This is a genomic window from Mycobacterium sp. UM_WGJ, from assembly GCF_000455125.1.
GTDB lineage: Bacteria > Actinomycetota > Actinomycetes > Mycobacteriales > Mycobacteriaceae > Mycobacterium.
This window is the reverse complement of record NZ_AUWR01000058.1, coordinates 21,813-36,898: the sequence shown is the minus strand read 5'-3', so window position 1 is coordinate 36,898 and position 15,086 is coordinate 21,813. Positions and strand designations below refer to the sequence as shown.

The window sequence follows — 15,086 nt, the reverse complement described above, 5'->3', positions numbered from 1 at the left end:
GGCGGCCGCCGCGATCCGGGAGTGAGCCCCCGTCACCGCCGGTCCAACAACCCCGTCAGGTAATCGCCGTAGCCGGACTTGCCCAGCACCGCGGCACGGGCCACGAGCGCGTCATCATCGATGAAACCCATCCGCCAGGCCACCTCTTCGGGCACGCCGATCTTGAGGCCCTGGCGGCGCTCCACGGTGCGTACGTAATCGCCGGCGTCCAGCAGTGAGTCGAAAGTCCCGGTGTCCAGCCAGGCGGTGCCCCGAGCCAGGGTCTCGACCGTGAGCCGGCCCTGATCGAGGTAGGTCTGGTTGATGTCGGTGATCTCGTACTCGCCGCGCGCGGAAGGCTTAAGACCCTTGGCGATCTCAACGACATCGTTGTCGTAGAAATACAGCCCGGGTATCGCGAAGTGCGATGGGGGCGCGGCAGGCTTCTCCACCACCGACACCGCTGACCCGTGCTCATCGAACTCGACCACACCGTAGGCCGACGGGTCAGCCATCCAGTAGGCGAAAATGATCGCGCCGGAAAGCGATTGGTGACGCCGCAGGCTGGTTCCCAAGCCGGGTCCGTAGAAGATGTTGTCCCCCAACACCAGCGCGACAGAGTCGGTGCCGATGTGGTCGGCGCCGATCACGAAAGCCCGCGCCAAACCATCGGGCTGTTCCTGGACGGCGTAGCTGATGTCGACCCCGAATGCACTGCCGTCGCCCAGCAGTCGCCGGAAGGCGGGCGCGTCGTGACCAGTGGTGATCACCTGAATGTCCCGAATGCCCGCCAGCATCAGCGTGCACAGCGGGTAGTAGACCAGCGGCTTGTCGTATACCGGCAGCAGCTGCTTGCTCACACCCATGGTGATCGGATGCAGGCGGGTGCCGGAGCCACCGGCCAGGATGATCCCGCGCATGCCGCTCAGCCTAACCGCGGCGATCGCGAGCGCGGCGCAGCCGGGCGACGCGGGTCGCCGCCAGTGGGCGACAGGCGGCTAGTCGACCAGATCGGCGTCGGTGAGGTCTGTGGCGGCCAAGGCGCTGGCCAGGTCCTGGTGCCGGAATACCGCGGTGACGCGGTCGTGCACCACCCGGAAGGCGACCGCCTGGGCAGCGCCTGCTCCCGCGGGGGTCAGTTCGGCCACCACCACACCGTCGTGCACATACATCCGGCCGAGTCCGGCATTCACCTGTGCCGAAGCGGCCCACCCGCGTAATGCCTGATGGCCCTGCCCGGCGCCGTTGGCGTCGGCCACCTCGATGTCGTCACTGGACAGCTTTTCCAGGGTGTCCAGATCACCGGCAGCCAAGGCGTCGTGCCAGGCGAGGACCGTTGCGATCTCCGATGTGCTCATGCTCGCCAAAACTACCGCCCGATCAGAAGGCGGTGTGGTCGATCCAGTTCTGCCACACCGTGGCGTCGCCGAAGATCGCGATGTCGATATCGCCCACCGGTATCCGGCGCATCACCGCCAGGAACAGGTCGCGTGCCGAGCCCCGTAGAGCCACCGATCCTTTGCCGTGCTCATGTGACCAGCTCACCGCGTCGGTCCCGGCCGGACGGCTGATGGTCCACTCCCCTGCCGCCCCGAGGCCGTCATCGGTGGCGTGCAAGTGCAGACTCTGGCCGTCGGCCAGCGGCATCACGTGGTCATTACGCGCGATGAGTACGGGGATCAGGTCCAGCAACTCGCCGATCCCGTCGGCGGCCAGCTCCGGCGACAGCGCGAAGTCGCCGCCGAGCGCCAGCGTGGCGTCGGCGCGGTGCACGGTCGCCTCGTGCAGCCTGCGACGCACCCACCAGGAAGCCGGGCGGGGACCCATGAACGTCCACGCCGGGATGTCCGGCCCACTGTGGGCGACGGCGTCCAACACCCGCTGCGCGCCGTCGTGCAACCAGTCGATCGCTGCGTCCGCCTCGGCGGGCGGCTTGCCGTCGACGACGTCACGCGGGTCCAGGGGGCCGTCCATACGATCGGTGATGATCTGTGCGGCCCAACGGTTTCCGCGCCCGAAGTGCCGGAACAGTTGGGTGAGATTCCACTCCGGGCAGGTGGGGATCGGCAATTGCGGATCGCCGGCGCGGATCAGCTTCCCGAACGCGCGCGTCTCATCGAGTAATGCTGCGGCGTAGTCCACGCCGTCAGGCTAGTGGATTCCGGGCGGGCTCAGAAGGGCCAGCCACCTTTGCCCCCACCACCGCCACCACTGCCGAAGCCCGGGAACCAGGAGCCGCCGCCACCGCCGCCGCGGCTGCCACCCTTGCCGCCGCCACCGCCACCGCCGCCACCGCCGCCGAGGCCCGGGAACCACGGGTTCCCGCCGCCGTTGCTGCCGATGCCGGGCAGCCAGGGTGAGGGGTTGCCGCCCTTCTTGCCGCCACCATCGTTATCAGGCAGCCAGGACGGGTTGCCGCCCTTCTTGCCGCCACCATCGTTATCGGGCAGCCACGACGGGTTTCCGCCCTTCTTGCCGCCGCCATTGTTGTTGCCCGGCAGCCACGACGGGTTTCCGCCGTTGTTGGACGGTGGCCGGAAGATCGGCGGCAGCTCGGGTTGCTGGATCGGCGGTGGTGCCGGGACCGGTGCAGCCGGGGCCGGTGCCTCGATCGGCGCCGGCACACGGATGGGCACCGGAATCGGTATCGGCGCCGGAGCCACCGGCACGGGAGCCGGCGCCGCGGGGGCGGGAGCCGGAGCCGCCGGGGCGGGAGCAGGAGCAGGTGCGGCCGGCGCCGGCCGCGCTACCGGGACCTCGGTGACTGGGGGGGCGGCGGGCGGCGGCGCGGGGGCAGGTGCGGGCGCCGCTTCGGGGGCGGGCGCCGGGGCCGGCGCCTGCTGGGTGGGGACCACGATGTGCCCGGTGGGCGGCGGGCGATCTGCGGCTGTGGGCCGGATGCTGACGGCCAGCGCCACCACCAGGCTGGAGACCCCGACGACGAAGAACGCCGCCAGGCCGCTGCCGGCCAACAGGAAGGGGCTGCGGCGCTGTTGGTGCTTGCTGTCGTCGAACTGATCCACACCGGAACTCGGCAGGTAGTCCTCGTCGTCCTCGATCACGGTGCCGTCGAAGCCGGTGGCGTCGACCAGGTTCAGATAGCCGCTGTCGCCGGCGTCGTCGGGGACCGCACTGTAGGCCAGCGCGTACTCGCCCATGGTGGCGTCATAGTCGGTTCGGTAGGCCTGAGAGGAGTAGCCGAGCGCGACCAGGTCCGGGTCGATCACGCCGGTGCCCGGGTCGCGGGCCCACGCCAGCGCCGAGGTCGATGAGTCGAACAGCGGCGCATGGGCACTGGCCAGCGCCGCGCCGCGCGCCAGCGCGGTATCGGGCTCCTCGGGCACGCTGACCGGGATGGCGCTGACGGCGTCCAGCTCGGGCTTGACCAAGCCGACGTTGACGCCGGAACCGACCACGAACAAGCCGTCGGGTCGCGGCGACAGACGACCGGCCTCGGCGGCCAGGCGGGTCAGCTCGCCCACTGCGGCGGCGTCATCGGACGGCAGCGCCACCCGCTGCACCTCGGCGATCGAACCGTCCGATGAGGCGACGACGGCCAGGGTCGCCCCGTCCGGCTCGATGAACATCAGAGCGGTCCGCTCGTAGCCGACCGAACCGCCGACGGTCTGCGCCAAGGCAGCGGCCGCCAAGAAGGCCGACACCAGCATCACGTTCTCGACTCGGTGACCGGCCAACGCGTCACGCAGTTGGCCGGCTTGCAGCTGGTTGGCGACGGTCACCCCGGTCGAGGCCAGCCGGTAGCCGCTCTCCCGCGCGCTTTCCTGGGTGCCCAGGATGGCCGACACGACCTGGTCGGGGAACGCCACCTCGTCGGCGTCCACCTCGAAGCCGTCTTCATCGACGGTCACGCCACCGGCGCGCTCTCCCTCGACGAGGACCATGCGTACCGATGGCGGTGCCATCGAGACCCCCAGAACGATGTCCACCGCACCTCCTCCACTAGGACCGGTGAATTATTAGCCCATCTTACGACTGTCGGATGTGAATGCCACTCAGAAGTGAAGGCCGGGGATCTTGAACGGGAACCCGCCGCCACCGCGTCCATGGCCGCCGCCGGGGCCGCCACCGCGACCGTGACCGGGTCCTGGGCCCCCACCGCCGGGGCCCCACCCGCCCCGGGGCGGGCCGAAGAGCGGTGGACCGCCCGGCAACCCCGGAATCCCCAGGTTAGGTAGCGGTGGTGGCGGGAGTGCCGGCGGCGGCGGAGGCGGTGCCACCGGCAGGGGCGCCGGCGCCCGCGGGGCCGGTGCCTGCGGGGCCGGAGCGGGAGCCCGCGGCGGAGCCGGTTCGCCGGCCGGGGCAGGCGGGGCCGCCGGCGGAGCGGGCGCCGGGGTGACGACAGCCGCCGGCGGCGGTGCCTTTGGGGTGACGACATTGGCCCGCACGTCGGGGCGGTCCTGATTGGCCGCCCGCATTCCCACAGCCAAGGCGACCGCCAAGCCCAGCACGCCGATCACGAACAGCGCCGCGACCCCGCCGGTGACCAGCATCGGCTTGCGTTCCCGCGGCTGGATCCCGGTGCCGAAGTCCAGCATCCGGGAGTCGACGAGTTCGGGATCGTCGGCCAGACCCGGAAGCGCGCCGCCCAGAACCACACCGCTGTCCGGAAGCGCGCTGTAGGCCAGCGGCTCATTGTCGCTGGTGGCGTTGTAGTCCACCTCGTCGTAAGCGTTCCCGCCGGGCGCGATGTAGGCGTACCCGACACCGGCCAGCGCCGGGTCCAGCTCACCGGTGCCCGGGTCCTGCGCCCAGGCCTGCGCCCGGGTGGAGGACGAAAACAGTGGGGCATGCGCGCTGGCCAGGGCCGCGCCGCGCGCCAACGCCATGTGCGGTTCCTCCGGCACGCTGACCGGCAGCTGGGTGGCCTTGTCCAACTCCGGTTTGATCATCGCCACGTTGACGCCCGAGCCCACCACGAACAGACCGTCGGGGTTCGACTCAAGCCGTTGCGCACCGGCCGCCAGTTCGGTGATCTCACCGACCGCGCTCTCGTCGTCGTTGGACAGCGGCTGCCGGTGAATCTCGGTGATCGAGCCGTCGTCAGAGTTCACGACGGCCAAGGTGGCGGCTTCCGGCTCGACGAACAGCAGAGCAGTCCGGGCGTAGCGCGTGGCACTGCCCACCGACTGGGCCAGCGCCGCTGCGGCCAGAAACGCCGACACCAGCATCACGTTCTCGACCTTCCGGCCGGCCAGCGCCTCGCGCAGCGCGTTCGCCTCGGCCGGATTACTCCAGGTCACACCGGTGGAGCTGAGCTCATAACCGCCCTCCCGGGCGCCCTCGCGGGTGCCCAGGATCGCCGACACCACCCGTTCCGGCGCGGTTTGGGCACCGTCTACGACGTCGAAGTCGTCGTGCTCCACGGTGACCCCGTCGGCGTGCTCGCCTTCCACCAGCACCATGCGGACCGCCGAGGGCGCCACCGACACCCCGAGTACGATCTCCACGAAACCTCCCCTGCCACTGCTTATCGGCCAGGTATGCGGGCCGAACCCCCACCAGGGCTGGCCGATACCGGCTTCATCGCAGCCGCGAGGCGGCGTCAGGTCCGAGGGCTAACCGGACTTGATGAAGTTCTGGTACGAGCGGGACGGCGTCGGCCCGCGCTGGCCCTGATATTTCGACCCTACGCGCGTACTGCCGTAAGGGTGCTCCGCCGGACTGGTCAGCCGCAGCAGACACAGCTGGCCGATCTTCATGCCGGGCCACAACGTGATTGGCAGATTCGCCACGTTGGACAGCTCCAACGTGATGTGCCCGGAGAAGCCGGGGTCGATGAATCCCGCGGTGGAATGGGTCAGTAGACCCAGTCGGCCCAGGCTCGACTTGCCCTCCAGCCGGCCGGCCAGATCCTCCGGCAGGGTGCAGCACTCCAGGGTGGAGCCCAGCACGAACTCGCCGGGGTGCAGCACGAACGGCTCGCCCGGCTTGGGTTCGACCAGCGTGGTCAGTTCGTCTTGTTGTTGAGCCGGGTCGATGTGGGTGTAGCGGGTGTTGTTGAACACCCGGAACAGGCTGTCGAGGCGGACGTCCACGCTGGACGGCTGGACCAGCGCGTCGTCGAACGGGTCGATGCCCAGCCGGCCAGCAGCGATTTCGGCCCGCAGATCGCGATCGGAGAGCAGCACGGCACGAGCGTATCGCTCGGCCCGCCGGCTGGGCCGGATGACCAAGCCGGTGGTGGCCACCGAGTGTGCGCATAGATTCGGCTTGCGGCCGATCGGCCAACGATTCCGCACACTCGCGGAGCGGGTGGGCGCCCGGATGCTAGCCTGCTAGCGCACCAGTGCCGATGTAGTTCAATGGCAGAACATCAGCTTCCCAAGCTGAATACGCGGGTTCGATTCCCGTCATCGGCTCCATACATGCAGGTCAGGGCATTTTTGAAGTTTGCTGGCAAACTCACATCCGCAAAATCCCGCATTTTCCCCGCAAATTGGGTCAGCCGTTCCCGTTGCTGGCCCACTCCTCTAATACGGCGCGGGTATCCGGCCCTGCCGTGATCCGCTGGACGTAGTGCCCTTCGGTGGTCGCCAGTTGGGCGTGCGAGAGCTGCTGCTGGGCCGCCTCGACGCCGAGCCCGTCCCTGACGACCGTGGCCACCGACCTCCGGAAGCTGTGCGGTGTCACCCACCTCAGCTCCTCGTGCGGCGCGAGCGCTTCCCGCAGCGATGAACGGATGTTCGACAGGCTTACCAGGCCGCCGTCCCGGTTCTTCAGAACCGTTCCATCCGGCCCCGTGAGCGCATAGAGGTCAGCGAGCACCTGGGCACCGAACTTCGGCAGAGTCACCGTGTGCGGCGGCGCGCCACCCTTGCGGCCGTCCTGCCGGTGCAGTGGTTTGCCGGCCACACGCCCCGCGTCTTGCACAGTCCCAGTGACGGTGACGGTTGGTGGCGTGCCGAGTAGGTCGACCTCATCCCAGCGGATTGCCAGCACCTCCCCCGGCCGCACGCCCGTCGCCGCGAGCAGCTCCACGAACGCCGGCAGCATCAGCCCACGCCGTGGCCCCGGACCCTTCCGCCCGCACCACACCTCAACGGCCCGACGCACCTGCTCCAGCTCGATCCCGGTGAGGGCACGCGCTGGCTTGCGTTCCAGCTTGGCAGTCTTGGTCTCGCGGATCGGATTGTGCTTCACCACGTCGAACCGGGCCGCCAGGCTGTACATGCCAGACAGGATGATGCGCATGTAGATAGCCGACGAAGACGGCAACGCCTTCAGGTGGGCATCGGCGCGGCTCGTCGTAAGCTCCGCGATCCGAAGTGCGCCCAGCTGCTGATCACCGTGCAGCCGCCAGGTATCCCGGTAGATGGTCTCGGTGCGCTCCCCGATGCGGTCCTCGGCGATCTTCGCCGGCAGCCATGCCTCGAATAGCTCCGACAGTGTCGTGCGACGGTTGATTACACCTGTTGGCTCTCCCGCTTCCAGTTCCACAGCGATGCGGCGCTTAAGCTCGCGTCGGGCATCTTCGGCGGACTTCCTGGACGACGCCTCACGCTCGCGCAGCTTCCCACTGTGGAGTCGCAAATACGTTGTGGCGTAGAAGATCTCTTGCTTCTTACCGCCAGGCAGGTTCTCCGTGACGACACGCTCGGCAATCTTCCCGTGCTCGCCCGGAGCCATTCGTTGCCTAGGCACCGTCGGCAGTCCTTGGATACTCATCCACAATTCGGGCCCGAGCTTCTGCTGCATCAACTCGCTGCCGGAGCTCGTCCAACTTTTCGAGCGCCCGAAGGGCGATTTCTCGCGTGGCCGCCGCCTCCGCTTGGGCGGACTCCGCCTGCTGCCGGATGAACTCCGCCTGCTGCCGGATGGACTCCGTATCTCTAGCGACGAGCCTTCTCGCGGTCTTCAGCTCATCCGACTCCACACCGAACGTCTCGTTGCTCAGTCCTGAAAACCATTGCGCTGCATCGAATTGCGACGATTGTAGTGTTGGTAGAACTTCGATCTCCTCGTCATATGGTCCTGGGAACATAAGGGCCACCGGCGGGGTAAACAGCGCGGCCGAGAGAACTGCCAACTCAGCAGTTGTGACGTACCTGCGGCGGCCATTCTCAAGGTCGGAGATCGACTGCCGCGTCATCTTCAGCCCCCACCGTTCCGTCTCGTCCGCAAGCTGCTGCGCCGTTAACTTCGCGAGCTTCCGGAGCCGCTGAACTTCGCGACCCACACGGTGAGCCTGTTCGAACTCCCATTTGTCCACGAAACACAGAATGCCCCCTCTTGCGCTGAAACTCAACGCATGTTAGAAACAGACGCAGACACGCTCATACGCGTCTACCACACACAAAACGGAAGGATGGGTCAGAGTGAACGACTGGCAGGCGACGAGCGACAGGCTCGGCGGGATCAGCAGATCCACTGTGTTCGGGCTCTGGTATTCGGGCGAGCTGGGCTCGGTGAAGATCGGCAAGCGCCGGTTCAGCACCGACAAGCAGATCGACGAGTTCGTCCAGCGCCTGGAACGGAAGACCGGCGGAGACGCGGCTTGATGCGGCATCTCCCACAGATCGACCACGCCGACTTGGGCCTGGTCGAGAACGACAGGACCGAAGATCTTCGGTTCACCAAGAGAAATGCCCCCGGTCGGTGCTGGAACACCGCCGAGGGCTTGCAGAACAACCCACCCATGCAAGAACAGGAGTCCTAACCGTGAGTGTAGACAACCCCATCGAGTACGTGTTGGCAGATCCGGCCGACGACGTTGATCACGGCCTGCACAGCCAGGAGTGCGCCCGCCTGGCCACCGTGCCCGCCCCACCTGGCGCCCTCGTGGTCGGCGACTGGTCAGACACTGCGGACCACACCTACACGTTCCGAGAGTTCGCCGGCGAGTTCTTCCCGGCCCTGCCTGGTCGGAATTGGCTGGGGGCACGCGTCACCGGCCATCAGTACGTCGCGAACGATGGCAGCGAGGTGACGTGCGTCTATCTCATCTCGCCGGTCGCCGGGGTCGGAAACGGGGCACTACCGTCTCAGGCGGTGGCGCTGGCCGCAGCTCTCCGGGAGGCTAGCGAGCAGGCCGCAGCTCTACAGGCCACGGCCGACGAGCTGGCGGTGAAGCTGCTGGCCCAGATCGCCGGGGCCGGTTCCTGATGGCCGCGATGAACAGCGTGGAGGGGGCCGGCCTTCGGGCCGGTATCCCCACCGAACTGCCCGATTGGCGTGTCGCCGTCCCCTGCCGCCGCTGCGGCGCGTGGTTGACCAGCCCGAGGTCAGTGATGGCCGGAATCTCTGCCCGCTGCGCCCAATTGGAGGCAGCCGGTGACTGACTTGGACATCATGCTCGACCGCGGATTCTCTGTCGGCCCGCTTGACGGCAAGATCCCGCTCACCGCGCACGGGGTCAACGACTTCACCCGAGACCCTGCCGTCATCGCACGATGGACTGAACGGCACCCCGGCTGTAATTGGGGCGCAACGCAACCCGGCGTGATCGTCCTCGATGTCGACCCGCGCAACGGCGGTTCCGTCAGCGCCTTGAAGTTACGCCCGGAACACCGCACCTTGTGCGTGCATACCGGGAGTGGCGGTTGGCACTTTTACTACCGGATGTCGGGCTCGGCGCGCGGCAAGGTCGACGGCATTCCCGGTATCGACATCAAGTGCGGCGGGAAGGGCTACACGGTCGCACCCGGCAGCATCCACCCTGGCACCGGGAAGCCGTACCGGTTGCACTGCGATGCCGAGATAGCCCAGGTGCCCGACCACCTGACAACACTGATCGTCCAACCGGCATGGTCACCACCAGCTGCACCCGGAAGCTCATCCGGGGACCGCTGGGACGGCCTAATCCGCACGGTGCAAGAGGCGCAGCCAGGCGGTCGCAATGCGGCCTTGTTCTGGGCAGCGGCGCGAGCTGCAGCCGACAGCGCGCCGGCCGCGGTCTATTCCGCGCTCGCAGCGGCCGGCCACCAGATCGGCTTGAGCGCACACGAGATCTCGCAGACCATTCAGAGCGCCCAAAGGAGGGCATCTTGACAGCAGAAGAGATTCGGCAGAGACGAATCAACCTGCGCCCCATGTCCAACGTGAAAGACGACGTTCCGACGTTGGCGTGGGAACCGAAGCCCGGATACCCCGGTATCGCCGTCGGAACCTTGGTCATCTTCGGCGGCCGGCCAGCAGCGGGCAAGTCCACCTCCGCACGGTGGTTTGTCGCCGAGGCAACCAAGGGCACACTCCCCGGTGCCTGGCGAGGGATGCCCGTCGGTGCGGCCTGGATCGGGACCGAGGAGTCCGAGATCTACATGATGAAGCCAGGCTTACGGGCTGCCGGCGCAGACCTGGACAAGGTAGTGATCCCCGAAGTTGAGATTCACCACCACGATGACGACGGCGCCACGGTGGTGCCGATCCTGTACCACCTCGACATGGACGGTCTCGCCAGTGAGTTCAACTCGGCGGGCATCAAAGTGGTGGTGCTCGACCCGCTGATGTCCGCGGTCGGATCACGGACTGATGTGAACCGGTCGAACGAGGTCCGGGCACGACTGGAGCCGTGGGTGAAGCTCGCCGAGGCCATCGATGGCGTCGTGATCGGCATCGCGCACCTGAAGAAGTCCTTCACCGGTGACGTGGTGGCCGCCCTGAACGGCTCCAGCGCGTTCGGAGAGGTCGCCCGCTCCATCTTCGGATTCGCCAAGGACGACAACGCCGACGACGGCACCCGGCTGATGTCACACGCCAAGAGCAGCATCGGCCCCGAGTCACTGTCTTACACGTACTCGCTGGAGCCGGTAGAGGTGACCACCGACAGCGGTAAGACGGCGACCGTGAGTCGATTCGTGCTCGGTGAGGAGACCGACCGGACCGTTTCTGACGCGCTACGTGAAGCGGCGTCAGGTGGCCCGCCAGCAGGCCCAGGAGACAAGCCGATGAGCGACAAGGCCGCCATGCTGGTGCAGATCCTGACTGGACCCAATGGCGCCCTGCTGGCGGTGACCAAGGATGATGCGGTCGCCCAGATGGCCGAAGCCGGATACAGCGCCGACCAGACCCGTCGCGCCCGTGAAGAGTTAGCCAAGCGCTGCCGGATCGGCAGGCCGTTCCGCGACGGCGGCAGTGGCCCGTACTACTGGAAATTGTTGCCGTTCGTACCGCCGAATGGCAACCAGAATGACACCCAGACAACGGGAAGCTTGCCATCCTGCCATCCAGCCCCTGACCTGCACGTTGTCCCTGCCATCCACCCCCAGGATGGCAAGGATGGCAGGTTGGCAGATTCCCCCCGCGCGAAGGGCGCCAACCACGCTGTCACGAATCTGGATTCCCGCAGGTCGCACGAACCCGAGCGGCCGAAGCTGCCCGCAACCAAGTGGCTCGCGAACCACGTTGCGGACCTACAGGAAGCCGGCCACACCACCGCCAATTCGTTTGCTGTGTATGAAGCAGGGCAGGCGGCGGGCTACTCGATTAACTCGTTGCGGGCCGCAGCGTCGGCCAATTCCGATATCAGCGTGATCGCGTCAGATGGCCGCAGCGCCACCTGGTCGATCATCGCAGAAGAGGCCACCTCGTGAAGGGTCGAGTGATCCTGGCCGCCTACCGAGACACGGGCGCAGCAACCATCCCTTGCCCGCACTGCGGAGCCGAAGCCGGCAACCCCTGCACCAAGCCGGACGGTCGCATCTCGCGGGTGCCGTGCGTCGGCAGGGTCGCCGCCGCCGATCTCGCGCCAACCACCAGCATCACAACGGCGGTTGATTACTCCGAGCCACGCCGACCGAAGGAGGCATCGTGAGCGCCCGCCCTGTCTGCTCTGTCGCCGATTGTGGCCGCCCGGTGCGTGCGGTGGGTATGTGCGGCCCGCATTACGGCCAGCGGTGGCATAGGGACCGCCCCCAGGCGCCCCGCGTCCGCCCAGACACCTCCGGTGACCCGGTTGTCGAGGTGCTGGCCGCCGTGCTGGCCGGCGCCCCCTCGTTGCCCGGTGCCCGGTGCCGCAACCGATCACATCTCTTTGATGAACGCGGCGTTGATGAACCGCCCGAAGTAGCCGAGCAGCGTCACCAGCAGGCCATCGGCTTGTGCAGGGTCTGCCCAGCGTTGGCGTCCTGCCAGCAGTGGTACGCCGATCTGCCCGCCCGAAAACGACCACCCGGTGTCGTCGCCGGAATCATCACCACCCCCACCAAGGAAGGACGGTCAGCATCTTGAATCCCGAAGCCGCCGAGGAAATCGACGCCGCCCGAGACGCGCTAGCCCTGGTCGATGCAGCGCTGTCCGGAGACAATCCGGCCGCGCAGCTGATCGTCGGCAACTACACCGACAACGCCGGTGTGCTGCTAAGGCAACTGCTCAGCGTCACCGAGGTATTCGCCCGCCGCATCGGCGAACTCACCGAGACCGGCCCCCACCAAATTGTCCAAACGCTGCGCGATGGCGTAGCGCGAACTGAAGGAGAAATCTCGAATGAGTGACACCGAAGCCGCCACCGAAACCGAGGTGGCCGACACCCCGACGACCGAGGTTCAGCCCGAACCTGAGTCCGCCGAGCAGGCGCCGGACCCGGCGGATGACACCGACGCGGCAGAACCGACCGCCGATGACGCGCAAGAGTTTTCCCGCAGCTACGTGGAAAAGCTCCGCCGGGAATCTGCCGGATACCGCGAGCGCGCCACTACCGCCGAGGCCGCGGTCGCCGCACTACAGCAGCAGCACGCCGAACGGCTCATCGACGCCGCCGGGGTGAAACCGGCAGCAGTGTTCGCGGTGACGGAACTGGCCGACCTGATCGCCGACGACGGCACTGTAGACGCCGAGAAGGTCAACGCCGCGGTGACCCGCGCCCGCCAGGAGCTCGGCGTCACCGGCCGCCCGCAGCCCCTTCTGTCGCGGGGTGGACTGACCAGCGGAACCGGCGCACCGCAATCCACACCGAATCGCTGGCAATCGGCATTCGCGCCCCCTGAGAGGTAGAATCCCTCTAAGCCTTCGCCCGGAGCGGAGCGAATCGGATGCGGCCCGGAGCCGCGCCATCACTCACTTTGATGATGTGCGCGCTTCCGGGCCGCACCCGTTTCCCCAGGAGGTAACTCGATGGCAACCATCGACACCACCACCGCCGCGTATCCGTGGCGGCCAGATGTACAAGCGTTCGCGCCGGCTGATGTCGTCCCGAACGCTTTAGTCCTGCAGTGTGCCAACGTTGTCGGCGCCGTCCAGGGTGACCAGCCCGCAGTGCGCGTCGCCTACATCGACGATGCCGCCGCCACGTTCGTCGGTGAAGGTGACACCATCTCCGACAACCCGCCGGACCTGTCCGAGGTCGTTGTCCACACCGGCAAGATTTCGCAACTGGTGAAGGTGACCGACGAGCAGTTCAGCCAGGAAGGCACCGCGCGCGAGCTGGCCACCAGCGTCGCCCGCAGCATCGTCTACAAGGCTGACCAAGCATTCATCAGCCAGGCCGCGCCGGTCAGTCCGGCGGTCACCCCGCCGGCCGGCCTACTCAACCTGGCCGGCACCGTGGACGGCGGCGAACTGGCGACCGACCTCGATGTCCTGGCCGACCTGATCGCCGAGTTGCAGGGCAACTTGGCCAACCCGAGTGCCATCGTGCTCGATCCCAAGGGCTGGTCGGAACTGCGCAAGCTAAAGCTTGGCACCGACTTCAGCGCCAGCCTGCTCGGAGCCGGCACCGACGACGCGCAGCCCCGGCTGCTCGGCATCCCGGTCATCGTCAACCGCCACGTCACCCCGTACTCCGGTCTGGTGATCGACCGCAACGCCATCGCGGCCGCGGTCGGCCAGGTGCGGATCGCCAACTCGTACGACCGGTACTTCGACTCCGACTCGGTTGCCGTGAGGGCGACGTGGCGCATCGGCTGGAACCTGGTACGGCCCGAGCGCGTCGGCAAGTTCACCATCGCCAGCGACGACGGCGGCAGCTAAGGACCGGTCCGGCCGTCGGAAGTTCACGCCGATACCGCCCGCCGGCCGGACCTCAATCACCACCAGCTGGTCGCCCAACTCCTCGACCGAGCCGGTGACGCCGACCCCCGGCTAGTGAGGGCTGTAGGGGTTGTGGCGGAAGTCGGCCCGGCGCCCTGTCCGTCAGCCAGGGCGCCGGGCCGCACTCATGCATAACTATGCGGCCAGGACGGTCGGTCGACGCATCGCCAGCCGGCCGCGAGCCACGCGATAACGCTCTGACCTGCGGAGATGGGTGGGGGAGTGACCCCGGCCGCAGGGTCAAGCGCCACTCCATTGGCGTTAATAGAGGGAGCGGTCTTTTTTTTTCGCAAGTCATGCATGGGTATGCAGAGTTGATGACGTGGCTCCGCAGATGATCCAGGTCTACGTCGAGATGAAGGCGACGGAGTAGGCGTCGCACGGCCCCGCCGTCCGCAGTGCGTCCGCAGTAGTTCCAGCGCAGCCCGTTTGCTGCTACTCCGTATTTTCCCCGGATAAACGTCCGCGACACGCCGCATACTCGCCTGTATCCACACAGACCTATTTCCAACGAATCCCACTGAGCGGCAACACCTTAACGAATCTCAGCGCACTGCGACAGACGCTTCGGCTCCAAGCTGAATACGCGGGTTCGATTCCCGTCATCGGCTCCACGCTTTTATCGGCTACCAGCGCCCTCGGGAAAACGGCTCACTTGACCCACGGCACGATGGGCACAAAGGGCCGGTTGGCGTTGTGCCAGAAGTGCTCCAGAGCCGTCACCGCGGTGTCGTGCGTGATCAGCCAGCGGCCGCCCTGCTCGGACAGCACGATGGGCTCGGGCGCGCTCTCCTCGTGAAAGCCCCCGACCGAGGCCACGGTCGCACCGGCGAAGTTGTCTTGCGCGGGCTGGATATCGGTCACCACGAAGTGGTACGGCAATAATCCGGCCTCTTGGGTCTCGCGCAGTCGCTGATCGATCGTCTGGGCTTCTTCGGGACTGAAGCCGGGGGTGACGATGTTGCCCTTGTTCGCCGCCGGGATGTCCGGGTTGGTCAGCTCGGCCATCGCGGCCAGCACTTCGTCGGGGGTGGGCACGGGCTCGGCAGCGGCGGCGGTTGCGGGTGTAGCGACGCCCGTGAGCGCAGCAGCAAGCACGATCGAGGCGGAGGCGATTCTCATGG

17 protein-coding genes and 1 tRNA gene are annotated in these 15,086 nt (G+C 67.3%); 9 read left to right on the top strand and 9 right to left on the bottom strand.

The genetic code is table 11. The features are described from left to right. Nucleotides 1–32: 32 nt before the first annotated feature. From rfbA to dcd, 6 genes are all read right to left on the bottom strand, one after another. A complete protein-coding gene (gene rfbA, locus N416_RS0117365) occupies nt 33–899 on the bottom strand; it encodes a glucose-1-phosphate thymidylyltransferase RfbA (protein ID WP_024443373.1) in 867 nt (288 codons plus the stop codon). A gap of 78 nt (nt 900–977) precedes the next feature. Continuing rightward, complete coding sequence (locus N416_RS0117360) at nt 978–1,337, bottom strand: nuclear transport factor 2 family protein (protein WP_024443372.1); 360 nt, start codon at nt 1,335–1,337, stop codon at nt 978–980. Between the two features lie 22 nt (nt 1,338–1,359). Next, nucleotides 1,360–2,121, bottom strand: a complete 762-nt coding sequence (locus tag N416_RS0117355) for a maleylpyruvate isomerase family mycothiol-dependent enzyme (RefSeq protein WP_024443371.1) — start codon at nt 2,119–2,121, stop codon at nt 1,360–1,362. Between the two features lie 29 nt (nt 2,122–2,150). Next, the gene (locus tag N416_RS0117350) at nt 2,151–3,926 is read right to left on the bottom strand and encodes a hypothetical protein (RefSeq protein WP_024443370.1); all 1,776 of its coding nucleotides are present in this window, start codon (nt 3,924–3,926) and stop codon (nt 2,151–2,153) included. A gap of 66 nt (nt 3,927–3,992) precedes the next feature. After that, a complete protein-coding gene (locus N416_RS0117345) occupies nt 3,993–5,447 on the bottom strand; it encodes a hypothetical protein (RefSeq protein WP_024443369.1) in 1,455 nt (484 codons plus the stop codon). 108 nt (nt 5,448–5,555) lie between these two features. Further along, the gene (gene dcd, locus N416_RS0117340; protein WP_024443368.1) at nt 5,556–6,128 is read right to left on the bottom strand and encodes a dCTP deaminase; all 573 of its coding nucleotides are present in this window, start codon (nt 6,126–6,128) and stop codon (nt 5,556–5,558) included. 160 nt (nt 6,129–6,288) lie between these two features. On the opposite strand from dcd, the gene N416_RS0117335 reads away from it, so the two are divergent. Beyond that, nucleotides 6,289–6,362: transfer RNA gene (locus tag N416_RS0117335), tRNA-Gly, on the top strand. A 79-nt stretch (nt 6,363–6,441) separates the two neighbouring features. Here N416_RS0117335 and N416_RS0117330 read toward each other — a convergent pair. Together N416_RS0117330 and N416_RS22225 are read right to left on the bottom strand one after the other, a co-directional pair. Continuing rightward, nucleotides 6,442–7,641, bottom strand: coding sequence for a tyrosine-type recombinase/integrase (locus tag N416_RS0117330; protein ID WP_024443367.1), 1,200 nt, complete (start codon nt 7,639–7,641; stop codon nt 6,442–6,444). Next, nucleotides 7,634–8,209: a helix-turn-helix transcriptional regulator gene (locus N416_RS22225; protein WP_196805153.1), complete on the bottom strand. Its 576-nt coding sequence runs from the start codon at nt 8,207–8,209 to the stop codon at nt 7,634–7,636. Before N416_RS22225 ends, N416_RS0117330 begins: the two co-directional genes overlap by 8 nt. A 106-nt stretch (nt 8,210–8,315) precedes the next feature. Between N416_RS22225 and N416_RS0117320 the strand changes: the two genes are divergently transcribed. The 8 genes from N416_RS0117320 to N416_RS0117280 all read left to right on the top strand — a co-directional run bounded on the left by N416_RS0117320 (nt 8,316) and on the right by N416_RS0117280 (nt 13,902). Continuing rightward, nucleotides 8,316–8,498: a hypothetical protein gene (locus tag N416_RS0117320; protein ID WP_024443365.1), complete on the top strand. Its 183-nt coding sequence runs from the start codon at nt 8,316–8,318 to the stop codon at nt 8,496–8,498. A gap of 160 nt (nt 8,499–8,658) precedes the next feature. Beyond that, on the top strand, nt 8,659–9,102 hold the full coding sequence (locus tag N416_RS0117310) for a hypothetical protein (protein ID WP_036458363.1): 444 nt from the start codon (nt 8,659–8,661) through the stop codon (nt 9,100–9,102). 168 nt (nt 9,103–9,270) lie between these two features. Next, nucleotides 9,271–9,987, top strand: coding sequence for a bifunctional DNA primase/polymerase (locus N416_RS0117305; protein WP_024443363.1), 717 nt, complete (start codon nt 9,271–9,273; stop codon nt 9,985–9,987). 41 nt (nt 9,988–10,028) lie between these two features. Then, complete coding sequence (locus N416_RS21815; protein WP_024443362.1) at nt 10,029–11,528, top strand: AAA family ATPase; 1,500 nt, start codon at nt 10,029–10,031, stop codon at nt 11,526–11,528. Between the two features lie 217 nt (nt 11,529–11,745). After that, a complete protein-coding gene (locus N416_RS23970) occupies nt 11,746–12,165 on the top strand; it encodes a hypothetical protein (protein ID WP_231384340.1) in 420 nt (139 codons plus the stop codon). Then, the gene (locus N416_RS0117290; protein ID WP_024443360.1) at nt 12,162–12,428 is read left to right on the top strand and encodes a hypothetical protein; all 267 of its coding nucleotides are present in this window, start codon (nt 12,162–12,164) and stop codon (nt 12,426–12,428) included. The genes N416_RS23970 and N416_RS0117290 overlap by 4 nt, the downstream gene beginning before the upstream one ends. After that, entirely contained in the window at nt 12,421–12,927 is a 507-nt protein-coding gene (locus N416_RS0117285; RefSeq protein ID WP_024443359.1) for a hypothetical protein, read from the top strand. Before N416_RS0117290 ends, N416_RS0117285 begins: the two co-directional genes overlap by 8 nt. Nucleotides 12,928–13,047: 120 nt before the next feature. Beyond that, nucleotides 13,048–13,902: a phage major capsid protein gene (locus tag N416_RS0117280; RefSeq protein ID WP_024443358.1), complete on the top strand. Its 855-nt coding sequence runs from the start codon at nt 13,048–13,050 to the stop codon at nt 13,900–13,902. 711 nt (nt 13,903–14,613) lie between these two features. Here the strand turns inward: N416_RS0117280 and N416_RS22220 are convergent. Next, on the bottom strand, nt 14,614–15,084 hold the full coding sequence (locus N416_RS22220; RefSeq protein ID WP_024443357.1) for a hypothetical protein: 471 nt from the start codon (nt 15,082–15,084) through the stop codon (nt 14,614–14,616). Nucleotides 15,085–15,086: the final 2 nt, after the last annotated feature.

Bases quoted from the DNA above. Each gene is read 5' to 3' on its own strand.
- N416_RS22220 (WP_024443357.1), bottom strand. From the start codon at position 15,084: ATGAGAATCGCCTCCGCCTCGATCGTGCTTGCTGCTGCGCTCACGGGC.
- N416_RS0117360 (WP_024443372.1), bottom strand. From the start codon at position 1,337: ATGAGCACATCGGAGATCGCAACGGTCCTCGCCTGGCACGACGCCTTG.
- N416_RS21815 (WP_024443362.1), top strand. From the start codon at position 10,029: ATGTCCAACGTGAAAGACGACGTTCCGACGTTGGCGTGGGAACCGAAG.
- rfbA (WP_024443373.1), bottom strand. From the start codon at position 899: ATGCGCGGGATCATCCTGGCCGGTGGCTCCGGCACCCGCCTGCATCCG.
- N416_RS0117285 (WP_024443359.1), top strand. From the start codon at position 12,421: ATGAGTGACACCGAAGCCGCCACCGAAACCGAGGTGGCCGACACCCCG.
- N416_RS0117280 (WP_024443358.1), top strand. From the start codon at position 13,048: ATGGCAACCATCGACACCACCACCGCCGCGTATCCGTGGCGGCCAGAT.